9 protein-coding genes, 2 tRNA genes and 1 rRNA gene are annotated in these 12,437 nt (G+C 61.2%); 4 read left to right on the top strand and 8 right to left on the bottom strand.

What is annotated here, in order from left to right; translation table 11 throughout:
- Positions 1 to 232 precede the first annotated feature (232 nt).
- From ACF3ND_RS05630 to ACF3ND_RS05620, 3 genes are all read right to left on the bottom strand, one after another.
- Positions 233 to 308, bottom strand: a tRNA-Ala gene (locus tag ACF3ND_RS05630).
- A gap of 10 nt (positions 309 to 318) precedes the next feature.
- Positions 319 to 395: transfer RNA gene (locus ACF3ND_RS05625), tRNA-Ile, on the bottom strand.
- A 90-nt stretch (positions 396 to 485) separates the two neighbouring features.
- Positions 486 to 2,022, bottom strand: a 16S ribosomal RNA gene (locus tag ACF3ND_RS05620).
- 1,021 nt (positions 2,023 to 3,043) lie between these two features.
- Here ACF3ND_RS05620 and rng point away from each other — a divergent pair.
- Positions 3,044 to 4,507 (top strand): ribonuclease G, encoded by a 1,464-nt coding sequence (gene rng / locus ACF3ND_RS05615; RefSeq protein WP_394065058.1) that lies wholly within the window; start codon positions 3,044 to 3,046, stop codon positions 4,505 to 4,507.
- 113 nt (positions 4,508 to 4,620) lie between these two features.
- On the opposite strand, the gene ACF3ND_RS05610 is transcribed toward rng, so the two are convergent.
- Both ACF3ND_RS05610 and msbA read right to left on the bottom strand, forming a co-directional pair.
- Entirely contained in the window at positions 4,621 to 5,085 is a 465-nt protein-coding gene (locus ACF3ND_RS05610) for a hypothetical protein (RefSeq protein ID WP_394065056.1), read from the bottom strand.
- A gap of 30 nt (positions 5,086 to 5,115) precedes the next feature.
- Positions 5,116 to 6,909, bottom strand: coding sequence for a lipid A export permease/ATP-binding protein MsbA (gene msbA / locus ACF3ND_RS05605; protein WP_394065054.1), 1,794 nt, complete (start codon positions 6,907 to 6,909; stop codon positions 5,116 to 5,118).
- A 90-nt stretch (positions 6,910 to 6,999) separates the two neighbouring features.
- Between msbA and ACF3ND_RS05600 the strand changes: the two genes are divergently transcribed.
- Genes ACF3ND_RS05600 through ACF3ND_RS05590 form a run of 3 tightly spaced genes read left to right on the top strand, consistent with a single transcriptional unit; the run spans position 7,000 to position 8,980 of the window.
- A complete protein-coding gene (locus ACF3ND_RS05600) occupies positions 7,000 to 7,962 on the top strand; it encodes a glycosyltransferase family 9 protein (protein ID WP_394065052.1) in 963 nt (320 codons plus the stop codon).
- Positions 7,959 to 8,723 carry a YdcF family protein gene (locus ACF3ND_RS05595; RefSeq protein WP_394065050.1) on the top strand — a complete coding sequence of 255 codons (765 nt, stop codon included), beginning with the start codon at positions 7,959 to 7,961 and terminating at the stop codon, positions 8,721 to 8,723. The genes ACF3ND_RS05600 and ACF3ND_RS05595 overlap by 4 nt, the downstream gene beginning before the upstream one ends.
- Positions 8,720 to 8,980 (top strand): YkgJ family cysteine cluster protein, encoded by a 261-nt coding sequence (locus ACF3ND_RS05590; protein ID WP_394065048.1) that lies wholly within the window; start codon positions 8,720 to 8,722, stop codon positions 8,978 to 8,980. The genes ACF3ND_RS05595 and ACF3ND_RS05590 overlap by 4 nt, the downstream gene beginning before the upstream one ends.
- A 278-nt stretch (positions 8,981 to 9,258) precedes the next feature.
- Here the strand turns inward: ACF3ND_RS05590 and ACF3ND_RS05585 are convergent, their stop codons facing one another.
- The 3 genes from ACF3ND_RS05585 to ACF3ND_RS05575 all read right to left on the bottom strand — a co-directional run bounded on the left by ACF3ND_RS05585 (position 9,259) and on the right by ACF3ND_RS05575 (position 12,413).
- A complete protein-coding gene (locus ACF3ND_RS05585; RefSeq protein WP_394065046.1) occupies positions 9,259 to 10,371 on the bottom strand; it encodes a glycosyltransferase family 4 protein in 1,113 nt (370 codons plus the stop codon).
- Between the two features lie 159 nt (positions 10,372 to 10,530).
- A complete protein-coding gene (locus ACF3ND_RS05580) occupies positions 10,531 to 11,703 on the bottom strand; it encodes a glycosyltransferase family 4 protein (protein ID WP_394065044.1) in 1,173 nt (390 codons plus the stop codon).
- On the bottom strand, positions 11,700 to 12,413 hold the full coding sequence (locus ACF3ND_RS05575; RefSeq protein ID WP_394065788.1) for a polysaccharide deacetylase family protein: 714 nt from the start codon (positions 12,411 to 12,413) through the stop codon (positions 11,700 to 11,702). The genes ACF3ND_RS05580 and ACF3ND_RS05575 overlap by 4 nt, the downstream gene beginning before the upstream one ends.
- Positions 12,414 to 12,437: the final 24 nt, after the last annotated feature.

Raw genomic sequence — 12,437 nt, 5'->3', positions numbered from 1 at the left:
TGCATTGTCTACACCGCCTCCAAAGAGTCGATGCGTATCAGACAACACACCTTCGTTGTGCTTCTTCCAGATTGTTAAAGAGCAGATCGTGGGTTGGCTAACCCAACGAGCAGCGCTCTTGCAAAAGAACGCTCTTCGTTGAATCTCGCGCTGCGCCCGGAGTACATCCGGGCCTGCCCCGCTCATGTCATGACGTCCAGTACTGTGTCGCCGCACCGCCTGCAGCAGGCGGTGGTGGAGGATGACGGGATCGAACCGACGACCCCCTGCTTGCAAAGCAGGTGCTCTCCCAGCTGAGCTAATCCCCCGAGGTAATCGTGGTGGGTCAAGTTGGAATCGAACCAACGACCCCCGCCTTATCAAGACGGTGCTCTAACCGACTGAGCTACTGACCCATCTGTCACCAGTGGGCGATACCCTATGGTCATGACCTAACTAACAGCCAATAAGTGTGGACGCTTTCGCTTTGCGAGCCCTTCGCTCTGAAAGGAGGTGATCCAGCCGCACCTTCCGATACGGCTACCTTGTTACGACTTCACCCCAGTCATGAATCCCACCGTGGTAAGCGCCCTCCTTGCGGTTAGGCTACCTACTTCTGGTGAAACCCACTCCCATGGTGTGACGGGCGGTGTGTACAAGACCCGGGAACGTATTCACCGCGACATTCTGATCCGCGATTACTAGCGATTCCGACTTCACGCAGTCGAGTTGCAGACTGCGATCCGGACTACGATCGGGTTTCTGAGATTAGCTCCCCCTCGCGGGTTGGCGACCCTCTGTCCCGACCATTGTATGACGTGTGAAGCCCTACCCATAAGGGCCATGAGGACTTGACGTCATCCCCACCTTCCTCCGGTTTGTCACCGGCAGTCTCATTAGAGTGCTCTTGCGTAGCAACTAATGACAAGGGTTGCGCTCGTTGCGGGACTTAACCCAACATCTCACGACACGAGCTGACGACAGCCATGCAGCACCTGTGTTCCGGTTCTCTTGCGAGCACGGCCAAATCTCTTCGGCTTTCCAGACATGTCAAGGGTAGGTAAGGTTTTTCGCGTTGCATCGAATTAATCCACATCATCCACCGCTTGTGCGGGTCCCCGTCAATTCCTTTGAGTTTTAATCTTGCGACCGTACTCCCCAGGCGGTCAACTTCACGCGTTAGCTGCGCTACTGAAGCCTAACGGCCCCAACAGCTAGTTGACATCGTTTAGGGCGTGGACTACCAGGGTATCTAATCCTGTTTGCTCCCCACGCTTTCGTGTCTGAGCGTCAGTATTATCCCAGGGGGCTGCCTTCGCCATCGGTATTCCTCCACATCTCTACGCATTTCACTGCTACACGTGGAATTCTACCCCCCTCTGACATACTCTAGCTCGGCAGTTAAAAATGCAGTTCCAAGGTTGAGCCCTGGGATTTCACATCTTTCTTTCCGAACCGCCTACACACGCTTTACGCCCAGTAATTCCGATTAACGCTTGCACCCTACGTATTACCGCGGCTGCTGGCACGTAGTTAGCCGGTGCTTATTCTGCAGATACCGTCAGCAGCGCCCTGTATTAGAGGGCGCCTTTTCTTCTCTGCCAAAAGTACTTTACAACCCGAAGGCCTTCATCATACACGCGGGATGGCTGGATCAGGGTTTCCCCCATTGTCCAAAATTCCCCACTGCTGCCTCCCGTAGGAGTCTGGGCCGTGTCTCAGTCCCAGTGTGGCTGGTCGTCCTCTCAAACCAGCTACGGATCGTCGCCTTGGTAGGCCTTTACCCCACCAACTAGCTAATCCGATATCGGCCGCTCCAATAGTGAGAGGTCTTGCGATCCCCCCCTTTCCCCCGTAGGGCGTATGCGGTATTAGCTACTCTTTCGAGTAGTTATCCCCCGCTACTGGGCACGTTCCGATACATTACTCACCCGTCCGCCACTCGCCGCCAAGAGAGCAAGCTCTCTCGCGCTGCCGTTCGACTTGCATGTGTAAAGCATCCCGCTAGCGTTCAATCTGAGCCAGGATCAAACTCTTCAGTTTAATCTCTGTGGTTGTCCCGTCTTGCGACGAGACCGATTGTGTCTCAAAGAAAAATTCAGAGTTTACACAAGGTAAATCTTCATTTTTCGTCTGTGAGCACTTGATACAAACTTGTGGCGATTCCCATTAAGGGATTCGGCCCGCTCATGCCAAGCGCCCACACTTATCGGCTGTTAATTGTTAAAGAGCAGTGACAGTTGCCTGTCGTCCCGGCTGCCTTGGCGTCGCTGAATCAGCGTTGCTGTTGGAGCAGCAGAGAAACGAGATTATGAAGTGCTTCGTGCAGCGTGTCAAGCATTTTTTTGAAGTTCGTTTGAAGTCCATTTCCTTCAAACCGCTTCCTGCCCGACCGGAGCGAACCGCCCCGCTACTGCCTGAACCGCTTCACAAGCCGCAATGGTAAATCCTCAATCCTGAGCACTTAACATTGCCGTCTCGTTTGCAGAACTTCAAACTATAACACAAGAATTTAAATCCGTGCAAGTTTTCTTTTCTGCTTCAGCTCGAACGCTTTCGGTGCGGGCCTCTGGGCCAAGGCGGTGAAAACAGACTGAACCGCTTGCCGCTTCGCTTAGGGAAACCCCCGTTCGCTGCAGCAAGAAAGAAACTATAGCACGGCGTTTTTCGACAACGCAAGCTTTTTGGAGTTCATTATCCTGCGCAGGACAGCAGCTTGCACTAAGCATTAACCCTAAGTCATTGATGCATATCGGATTAATCCCGTACATTACCAAATGTAATATTTTTGCCGCGCTACGTGCTTGCCATGCTGTCGACCGCCCGCTCCGCGCTTTCTGCAGAGGAAGCATGTCCGGGACGGCCTGGATAGGCCATATCTTATATAGGGGGACAGGGTCGCCATGCCCTGGATTTCGTGCTCTTGCGCTCGGACCTCTCCCCGGCAGGCTGGCTCTTCGATAATCCATCTCTATATATAGCTGCCCTCTCTCTATAAAGGCATGGCAGCCTGCCTGACTTGGCCCTACACTACTCCAAGAAAGATACTCACAGCGAAACCACCATGCATGAAGACATCCTGATCAACGTTACCCCTTTTGAAACCCGTGTCGCCCTGGTCGAACAGGGCGCCGTCCAGGAAATACACATCGAGCGCAGCATCCAGCGCGGGTATGTCGGGAACGTTTATCTGGGCAAGGTCGCGCGCGTGTTGCCCGGCATGCAAAGCGCCTTCATCGATATCGGGCTGGAGCGCGCCGCCTTCATCCACGTGGCCGACCTGCGCCAGAACCGCGTGGAGCGCAACCATGGCAATGCGCCCACGCCCATCGAAAAACTGCTGTTCGAAGGCCAGACCCTGCTGGTGCAAGTCATCAAGGACCCGCTGGGCACCAAGGGCGCGCGCGTCTCCACCCAGATCAGCATCGCCGGGCGCATGCTGGTGTACCTGCCCTTCGATCCACATATAGGCGTGTCCCAGCGCATCGGCTCCGATGCCGATCGCATCGAACTGCGCGAACGCGTCACCCGCCTGATGGACAAGGACGAGAAAGGCGGCTTCATCGTGCGCACCCAGGCGGAATGCGCCACGGACGAGGAAATCGCAGCGGACCAGCTCTACCTGCGCACCTTGTGGACGCGCATTCAGGAACGCATACGCCAGCAAGGCGCGCCTTCCGTGCTGTACACCGACCTGAACCTGGCGCAGCGGGTGCTGCGCGACATGGTCACGCCCAACACGCATTCCATCATCGTGGATTCACGCACCGTCGTGCAGGAAATGAAGGAATGGGCGCAGATCTATACGCCGTCCGTGCTGGAGCGCATCCATCATCACAAAGGCAGCCGCCCCCTGTTCGATACCGCCAACGTGGACGAGGAAATCAAGCGGGCCCTGTCGCGGCGCGTGGACCTGAAATCCGGAGGCTACCTGATCATCGACCAGACCGAGGCGCTGACCACGGTGGACGTCAATACCGGCGGCTTCGTCGGCGGCCGCAACTTCGACGACACGATTTTCAAGACCAATCTGGAAGCGGCCGTGGCGCTGGCCCGCCAACTGCGCCTGCGCAATCTGGGAGGCATCATCATCCTGGACTTCATCGACATGGATGATCCCGCCCACCGCGAATCAGTGCTCGAAGAACTGCAGAAAGCCTTGAGCAAGGACCGTACCCGGGTCACCATCAATGGATTCAGCCAATTGGGCCTGGTGGAAATGACCCGCAAGCGCACCCGCGATTCGCTGGCGCACCAGTTGTGCGAGCCCTGCCCGACCTGCCAGTCGCGCGGCTCCATCCGCACCGCGCGCACGGTCTGCTATGAAATCCTGCGTGAAGTGCTGCGCGAAGCCAAGCAGTTCAATCCCAAGGAGTTCCGCATTCTGGCCGCCCAGGAAGTGGTGGACCTGTTCCTGGAAGAAGAAAGCCAGCATCTGGCGGTGGCGGGCGACTTCATCGGCAAGCCGATATCCCTGGAAGTGGACGCGCACTATTCCCAGGAACAATACGACATCATTCTGCTGTGATGCGCGCCGAAGGGCGGGCGCTCAATGCGCACCGCTCCGCCCTGCGCGGGCGGCACAAATAATGGAAGCGGTGCGCGAATGGATCATGGGAGAAGAAAACTCCCGCTTCGGCCTTACTGAGCCACCGGCTTGAAGTCATCCTCGGGCTGCACTTCCTTGGGCGCCTCGTCCGGATTGCAGATGCCGGGGGCCCGGATGGAGGTGAAGATTTCCTTGATCTGCTGCTGCACGCCGGCCTGGTAGCTGTAGACCTTGGCGTCCACCCAGCCCTTCTGCATCAAGGTCAGGTCCACCAGAATGGTTTTTTCCCATCCCGCCCCCTCTTCCAAGGGATAGCGCAAGGTGCCATAGCTCGCCTGGCGCTCGTCCATCTTGAAAACGGCCGCCTTGCCGCACTCGGCCTGATGCTTGAAGAGCGCCCGCTGAATACCCACGAAATCCGTATTGATGCGGCGCTCGCTTTGCAGGTAGACCGAGCGGCGTAGATCGTCTTCGCGCAATTGCCCGTTCTGGGCCGCACACCCGGCCAACGCGGCCAGTCCGGCCAGTCCGGCCAGGATGATGATGCCTTTCTTCATGATGTTCCTTGGTTTGCGGCGCCGGGCCGCTCATTCGTTGAACTGAAACTGCATGCGGTACAGACTGGCGTAGACGCCATCGCGAGCCAGAAGCTCGTCGTGACGGCCCTGCTCGATGATGCGACCTTCGTCCAGCACCAGGATCTGATCGGCCTTCTGCACCGTGGAGAGGCGATGGGCGATGACCAGGGTGCTGCGGCCCTTCATCAAGGTCTCCAGCGAGGCCTGGACCTGGCGCTCCGACTCGTTGTCCAGCGCGGAAGTGGCCTCGTCCAGCACCAGGATGGGCGCATTCTTGATCAGGGCGCGCGCGATGGCCAGGCGCTGGCGCTGCCCGCCGGACAAGGCGTTGGCGTTCTCTCCTACCGGCGTGTCCAGGCCCTGGGGAAGGCCGGCGACGAAGTCACGCAGATTGGCGGCTTCCAGCGCCTCCCAGATGCGCTCGTCCGAAACGTCCTGCCCGGCGCCATAGGCCACGTTCTGGCCTATGGTGCCCTCGAACAGCACCACGTCCTGGCTGACCAGGGATATATGGCTGCGCAGGCTGCGCAGCTTCAGCTCCGGGAGCGCAATGCCGTCCACGCGCACCTGCCCGCCTGTGGGCTCGATGAAGCGCGGCAGCATATTGGCCAGCGTCGTCTTGCCGCTGCCCGAGCGCCCCACCAGCGCAACTGTCTGCCCCGGCTGCACGGAGAAACTGACATTGGAGACCGTATCTCGATGCGCATCGGGGAAGCGGTGATGCACGCCCTCGAACTCGATATGGCCGCGCACTTCGGCGGGAAACTCCCGCTCGCCTGTATCGCGTTCTGCATCCTGGTCCACCAGCTTGAAGACGCTTTCGGCCGCCACCAGCATGCGCTGCATGGTGCCGGTGATGTTGGTCAGGCGTTTGATGGGATCGAAGATCTGTCCCAGCGCGGCCATGAAGGCGGCAAAGCTGCCGACCGTCAGCACGCCCGAATTGGCCTGGTAAAGAGCCACGAAGATGACGCCCGCCACCGCGATGGCCACGAAGAACTGGGTGATGGGCGAGAGGGCCGCATCCGCCGAGGCGGCGCGCATGGCGAAGCGGCGCAGCCGCCCGTTCACATAGGAGAAACGGGCGTTCTCTCGTTCGTAGCCGTCGAACAGCTTGATGACGCGCTGGGCGTCGATGGCTTCGCCCACCACGCGGGTCAGCTCGGCGTTCATGTTGACGGTATCCCGGTTGATGCGCCGCAGGCGCCGCGAGACCAGCTTGGCGACGAATACCGAGGCGGGCATGACCAGGAACACGATCACCGTCAGTTGCCAGGACATGTACAGCAGCACCCCCAGCAGCGCCACCACGGTCAGCACTTCGCGCACGATGACGGTCACCACTTCGGTGGCTACGCCCGTCATGGTGCCGGCGTCGATAGTGAAGCGGTTGAGCAGGCGCCCCGTGTCCCCGCGCTTGAATTCCTCGTCGGGCAGGCTGAGCAACCGGGTGAACATATCCCCGCGCAAGGTCAGCAGCATCTTGTTGGCCACCCACGCGAACAGGTACGTGCTGGCATAGGTGGTGATCCCGCGCACGAACATCAAGCCTATGACCGCCAGGGGAATGGACCAGACATAGTATGGCTTGGCCCCCGTGAAGCCGTCGTCGAGCAGCGGCTTCATGATCACCGCCAGCACGGGCTGGGTCGCCGAGGAAATGGCGACCAGGACCAGCGCCACCACCACCGCCTTCCAATAGGGCAGCAGGCGGCTGTAGATGCGCTTCCACAATTCCGACTTGACCGGATCGTGGCCCGCGGGCCGGATTTTTGTTTCTATGGCGTTGGACAACGAGGACACCTATATACTATGTGATTGTGTTCATTTTAACGTTCATTGCCAGACGCTGAGCGTTCCCGCTCAAGATCGTGTTCCCGAGCAGTCCTGTTCATGCCTCAACCATCTGCCCTCTACCTGCGACTTCCCAACTGGCTGGGTGATGTCTGCATGAGCCTGCCCTGCCTGCAGGCCCTGCTGGACACCGGCCGGCCGGTCGTTGTCTGCGCCCGCCCCTGGGCCAGGGAGCTGCTGTCCGCCTATCCCCTGCACGGCTTCATCCCCATGAGCGGGAATTGGCGCCGCGACGGCTGGGCCGTGCGCCGCTACCGCCGGCAGGCCGGCCACCGCCGCGCCGCCGGGATACTGCTGCCCGACTCCCTGACCAGCGCCCTGACGTTCAAGCTGGCGGGCCTGCCGGCCTGCGGCTATCGGGATGACGGCCGCAGCCTGCTGCTGCGCTGGCCTTTGGCCAAGCCCAAGGCGCAGATGCATGCGGTCGAGTCCTGGTTCCACATCGTGCGCCAGGCGCTGCTGCGCTGGCGGCTGGATCCGGTGCCCGCGGCCGCACCCGCCGCCCTGGGCTTGAAGCTCACGCCCCTGCAGCGCCAGGAGGGCGACAGCAGCCTGCGCCAGGCGGCCTTGCGCCCGGGCGACTATATCCTTATCGCCCCGACCGCCACCGGCCTGCACAAGGGCCGCGTCAAGGTCTGGCCGCACTTCGACGCCCTGACCCGTCGCCTGCAGGCCCTGGGCAGGACCGTGGTCATGTGCCCGCCGCCCAATGAGCACGAAGCCGCCCTGGCGAACGCCCCCACAGCGCGCTGCCTGCCGTCCCTGCCTCTTGGCGCCTTCGCCCGGCTATGCCAGCAGGCCCAATGGGTGATCTGCAACGATTCGGGCGTATCCCATGTGGCCGCCGCAGTCCAGGCGCGGCAACTGACCTTGTGCGGCGTCACCGATCCTGAAGACACCGGCCCCTGGTCGCCCCGCGCCCTGTGCCTGGGACGCGACGGCCAGTGGCCCGAACTGCAGGACGTCCTGTCCGCTCTCCAGCCTGTACCGGAGCCCGCATGAACCTGTCCAGCATATTGACCAGCCTGGTCATTCCCCTGAATCTGTTTGCCGCCCTGCTCCTGCTGGCGGTGATCCTGTTCGCCACTCGCCACCGCAAGACGGCCGCCGCCCTGGCGCTCAGCGGGCTGCTCTGGGCGGGCGCCTGGTCCCTGCCCGCCACCAGCCTGTGGGTGGGCGGCTATCTGGAAAACATGTATCCCTACCAGGCGGCGGCGCAGGTCCCGCAGGCCGACGCCATCGTGGTCCTGGGCGGCTATACGGCCCAGAACCGCAGCAACTGGTTCCTGCCCCAGACGGCGCGCAAGACCTCGGCCCGCGTGGAGCGCGCCGCCGACCTGTACAAGGCCGAGCGCGCGCCCTATATCGTGCTGTCGGGCGCCGCCCTGGACGGCGGCGTCAGCGAAGCGAAAATGATGGCCCATACGCTGGGCACGCTGGACGTGCCGGCCTCGGCCGCCCTGATGGAAAACAACAGCCTGACCACGCAGCAGAATGGCGAATACACCGCTCGGCTGCTGAATGAAAAAGGCTTCAAGCACGTGCTGCTGGTCACCTCCGCCCTGCACATGCCGCGCGCCATGGCCATTTTCCGCAAGCAAGGAGTGGACGTGATCCCGGCCGGCGCGGCGCCCCAGATCACCCTGCCGGACGTGCCCGGCTTCTCGCGCTGGAAGCCCAGCCTGCTGGCGCTGCAGTCCAGCCGCTCCATCATCAAGGAATACGTGGGCATCCTGGTGTACTGGTCGCGGGGCTGGACATGATCTGCCGCGAAGGCTGCGGCGCCTGCTGCATCGCCCCGTCGATTTCCAGCCCTATACCTGGAATGCCTTCGGGAAAGCCGGCGGGAGTCCGCTGTGCCCAGCTTGACGAAGACAACCGCTGCAAAGTGTTCGGCCGCCCCGAGCGGCCGGCAGTCTGCGGCTCCCTGCGGCCCAGCGGCGATATGTGCGGCGACAGCCGCGAACAGGCGCTGCACTGGCTGGGGCTGCTGGAGAAACAAACCCAGGCAGGGCCATGAGCTTGCCGAATGGGCAGGGACCGATGAGAATAAAAGCCGTATTTTTCGATGTCGGTGAGACCTTGATCGACGAAAGTCGCGGTTGGGGTGAATGGGCCGACTATCTAGGTGTTTCTCGACTCTCGTTCTACGCTTCTCTCGGAGCCGTCATCGAACGGGGCTAACACCACCGGACCGTTTTCGAGATTGTGCGGCCGGGCGTGGAATACACAGAATTATGTCGCCGCTGTGATTTTGTTTGACTGGTTCAGGCAATCAGCTCAGGACGACGTCCGAGATCAAATCGCCCGCGCCTTGACGTAGGCGTTCAAGGTGTCCAAAGCAAAACGGCGCACATCAAACCGCTGTTCAGCTCTGACCCTGGCTCGAGCACCGAATGTTTTAAGGCAGAATTTATTAGTTAGAATTGCCTTTACCTGTTGCTCAACGGCATCGATATCTCCTACGGGGACCATCCAGCCTTCCCGCATGTGCTCAATACTCTCAGGGAGTCCGCCTGCGTTTGACACCAGCACAGGCAATCCGAGCGCCAATGATTCATAACAGGCGTACGACGCTGATTCCTTGTAAGAAAGCACAAAGCCGACGTCGCACGCTGTCAACACAGTGCGAACGTCTTTAACAAGCCCCGGAAAAACCACCACGTCAGCACAGCCTAACTGGGCCACCCGCTCTTCGATTTCTGGGCGAGGGGGATCTCCAGCTACCACTATACGAATACGGTGCTTCAGCTCCGGTTTCAGGCGGGATACCGCCTGCACCAACAGCATCCAACCTTTTTCAATATCTGTCCCCCCCACAGAGCCGAAAACGATGCAATCATCCAATTCCGAGCCAAAACACTGGACACGCGCCTTTCGTTTCTCTGCGATCGACGCCTGCCGATAGTGGTTCAAGTCCAGGCCATGATAGATACGCTCCACAGCACAACTTCGATAGAATGAGTCTGCGAGCTGCGCAGAGACGTAATCACTGACAGCAATGCACAAGTCAGTCCCGAAACGGGCGCGCAGGCGGTGGCCGAAACTGTCGACCTCGTTGGTATTGTGCTTGGTCCAGACAATGGCCGGCGCTTCGCGCAGGCCCAGGCTGGCGGCCATGAGATGGCGATGATCCGCCCCGCCGTTGCAATGGGCGATGTCGAATCGTTCGGCCTTCAGGAAGCGGCGCAGGCGCAAGATCTCGGGCACGGCGGAAAACACGCGCGAGGTGTACAGGCCGGGCAGCACACGCACATTGGGCAGGCGCGAAGCCTCCCGGAACAGGCGCCCGGTCGGCGGTGCGGCCAGCGTGAATTCGCAGCGGTCCGCCATCTCCCGCAACAGGCTCAGGACATAGGTCACATGACCGCCGCCATTGCCATGATGAATATCGGTAATGAGAACTTTCACAAATCGCTCCGCCAACAGCCTGCCTGGACAGCTTGCTCAATACGCACCCCGAACGGATGCCCGTACGTGTCGGAGTTTATCTGTTAGCAAGCTTGCTGAACAACAACTGAACAGAGTGAAAACCGGCTGAACGCAACTTAAATACAACACTTCTGCCGTTCAGCGGCGTTGCAGAACCTCGTCGTACAAGGCCTGATAGCGGGCGGCCACGGAGGGCCAGCTGAACTCGGAGAGCAGTTCGCGCGAATTCTCCACCAGTTGCCGGGCGGCGGCCGAGTCCTCGCCCAGTTGCCGCACCGCTTGTGCGAGTTCCTGGGCGTTTTCAGGATGGGTCAGGAGCAGCGCATGATGCCCGGCGCGCACATACTGGGCAAAACCGCACCAGGGGCTGGGGCTGAGCACCACCGGCAAGCCGTAGGACATGGCCTCCAGCGGCGCCATGCCGAAGCTGTCGTTCAGAGTGGGATGCACATAAATGTCGGCTGCCCGGTAATAAGGCTCCACATTGGAGGTCTCGCCCAGCAGGACGACGCGCTCCTCCAGGCCCAAGCCGGTCAGTTGCTGGCGCATGGCGTCACGCAGGCCCGGCTTGCCGCCCACGACCAGCAGCCGGTAGCGGGACGGCAGTTGCGCCAAGGCCTTCAGCACGGTGACCAGGCCCTTGCGCAAGGGATTGCGCGCCACCAGCAGGCAGACGATGTGCTCGTCGTCCAGTCCCAGCCTGGCGCGGGTCTGCGCGCGATCCTGGCCGCCGGCGTCGGGTTCGGGCAGCAGTACGCCCGGCGCGATGACCGGATAGGGGTGCACGCTGCCGTAGGCCTGCTGCAATTGTTCGGCGATCAGGCCGGAGACGGCCACGACGGCATGCGGGCCGGGGCGCAGCCTGCGGCCCTCCAGATGCAGGTACATGCCGACCCTGGGGCTGAAGCAGGAGCCCAGCTTCTTGAACCAGGGCAGCGCCCGCACGCGCCAGTTGTAGCGTACCGGCGTGACGTGCACCACTTCCACGTCGCCGCACCAGCCGTTCATGTGCGAATGCACGATGTCGAAGCCCCGGGCGGTGGCCTGGGCGGCCTTGCGGGCGAACAGCCAGCTGCGTATCCAGCCCGGCCAGCGCGACCAGTGCCGGATGGGCACGTAGGGCAGTTTCAGATCGCAGCGGCTGTCATAGTCGCGCGCGAATACCGTGATGTCGTGATGGCGCGCCAGTTCGCGCATCAGTTCCACGCCATAGGCTTCGGCGCCGCCGAAGCGGTTGCCGAAACGATCCACCACGAAGGCGATGCGCAGGCGCGCCGGACTCTGATCCGCGGAAGACTGAGTGTCGCTCATGGGGACGAGGTGCGGCGCCGGTCTTCAAGGCGCGTGATGCACTTTTGCAGAAAACGGAGAATATTCGTGGACCGCGCCACGGTGACGCGGGGCAGGTCGAACAGATCGTCGTCGGCGCGCGCCAGCCCGCGATTGGTCGTGGTGGCGTTATGGTAGCCCGCCTGGCGCACCAGATCGCGGATCGCCCGGGTCTGGTCGCCATAGGGATAGCAGAAGGCGTTGACCTCCACCTGCAACAGGTCCTGCAGCTCGACCCGGGATTGAACGATCTGGTACTGGGCGATCTCGGAAGACACCTCGGTCAGATGGACGTGGTCCAGCGTATGCGACCCGGCTTCGTGACCGGCGGCCACCCAGGCGCGCAACTCGGGCAGCGACATCAGGCCGGAGTGCGGCACGCCCTTGGGCTGATCCCAGAAATTGGAGCCGTCCAGGTGGCGGGCCACGATATAGTTGGTGGCGGTGAAACCCAGCTCGTCCAGCACCGGCATGGCGTTCTGGAATACGTTGCGATAGCCGTCATCGAAACTGATGCCCACCACCTTGCCCTGCTTCTCGCCGCGCAGGTAGGGCATGAGCTGGGCCATGGACAGGCCGCGGTAGCCCAGCCGCTTCAGCCAGGTCATCTGGCGACGGAAGTCGGTGGGGTGCACGGTCAGGCCGCGATAGGGCGAGCCCTTGGGCGCCGGCAACCCGATCTGGTGGTACATGAGAATCGGAATCATAGCGGCATT

The sequence above is a fragment of the Alcaligenes sp. WGS1538 genome, from assembly GCF_043187505.1.
Taxonomy (GTDB): domain Bacteria; phylum Pseudomonadota; class Gammaproteobacteria; order Burkholderiales; family Burkholderiaceae_B; genus Alcaligenes.
This window is presented reverse-complemented; position numbering and strand designations above follow the sequence as displayed.

Excerpts from the sequence above, each read along its gene's own strand:
- rng (WP_394065058.1), top strand. The coding sequence starts at position 3,044 with ATGCATGAAGACATCCTGATCAACGTTACCCCTTTTGAAACCCGTGTC.
- ACF3ND_RS05600 (WP_394065052.1), top strand. The coding sequence starts at position 7,000 with ATGCCTCAACCATCTGCCCTCTACCTGCGACTTCCCAACTGGCTGGGT.
- ACF3ND_RS05590 (WP_394065048.1), top strand. The coding sequence starts at position 8,720 with ATGATCTGCCGCGAAGGCTGCGGCGCCTGCTGCATCGCCCCGTCGATT.
- ACF3ND_RS05595 (WP_394065050.1), top strand. The coding sequence starts at position 7,959 with ATGAACCTGTCCAGCATATTGACCAGCCTGGTCATTCCCCTGAATCTG.
- ACF3ND_RS05580 (WP_394065044.1), bottom strand. The coding sequence starts at position 11,703 with ATGAGCGACACTCAGTCTTCCGCGGATCAGAGTCCGGCGCGCCTGCGC.
- ACF3ND_RS05610 (WP_394065056.1), bottom strand. The coding sequence starts at position 5,085 with ATGAAGAAAGGCATCATCATCCTGGCCGGACTGGCCGGACTGGCCGCG.
- ACF3ND_RS05575 (WP_394065788.1), bottom strand. The coding sequence starts at position 12,413 with ATGTACCACCAGATCGGGTTGCCGGCGCCCAAGGGCTCGCCCTATCGC.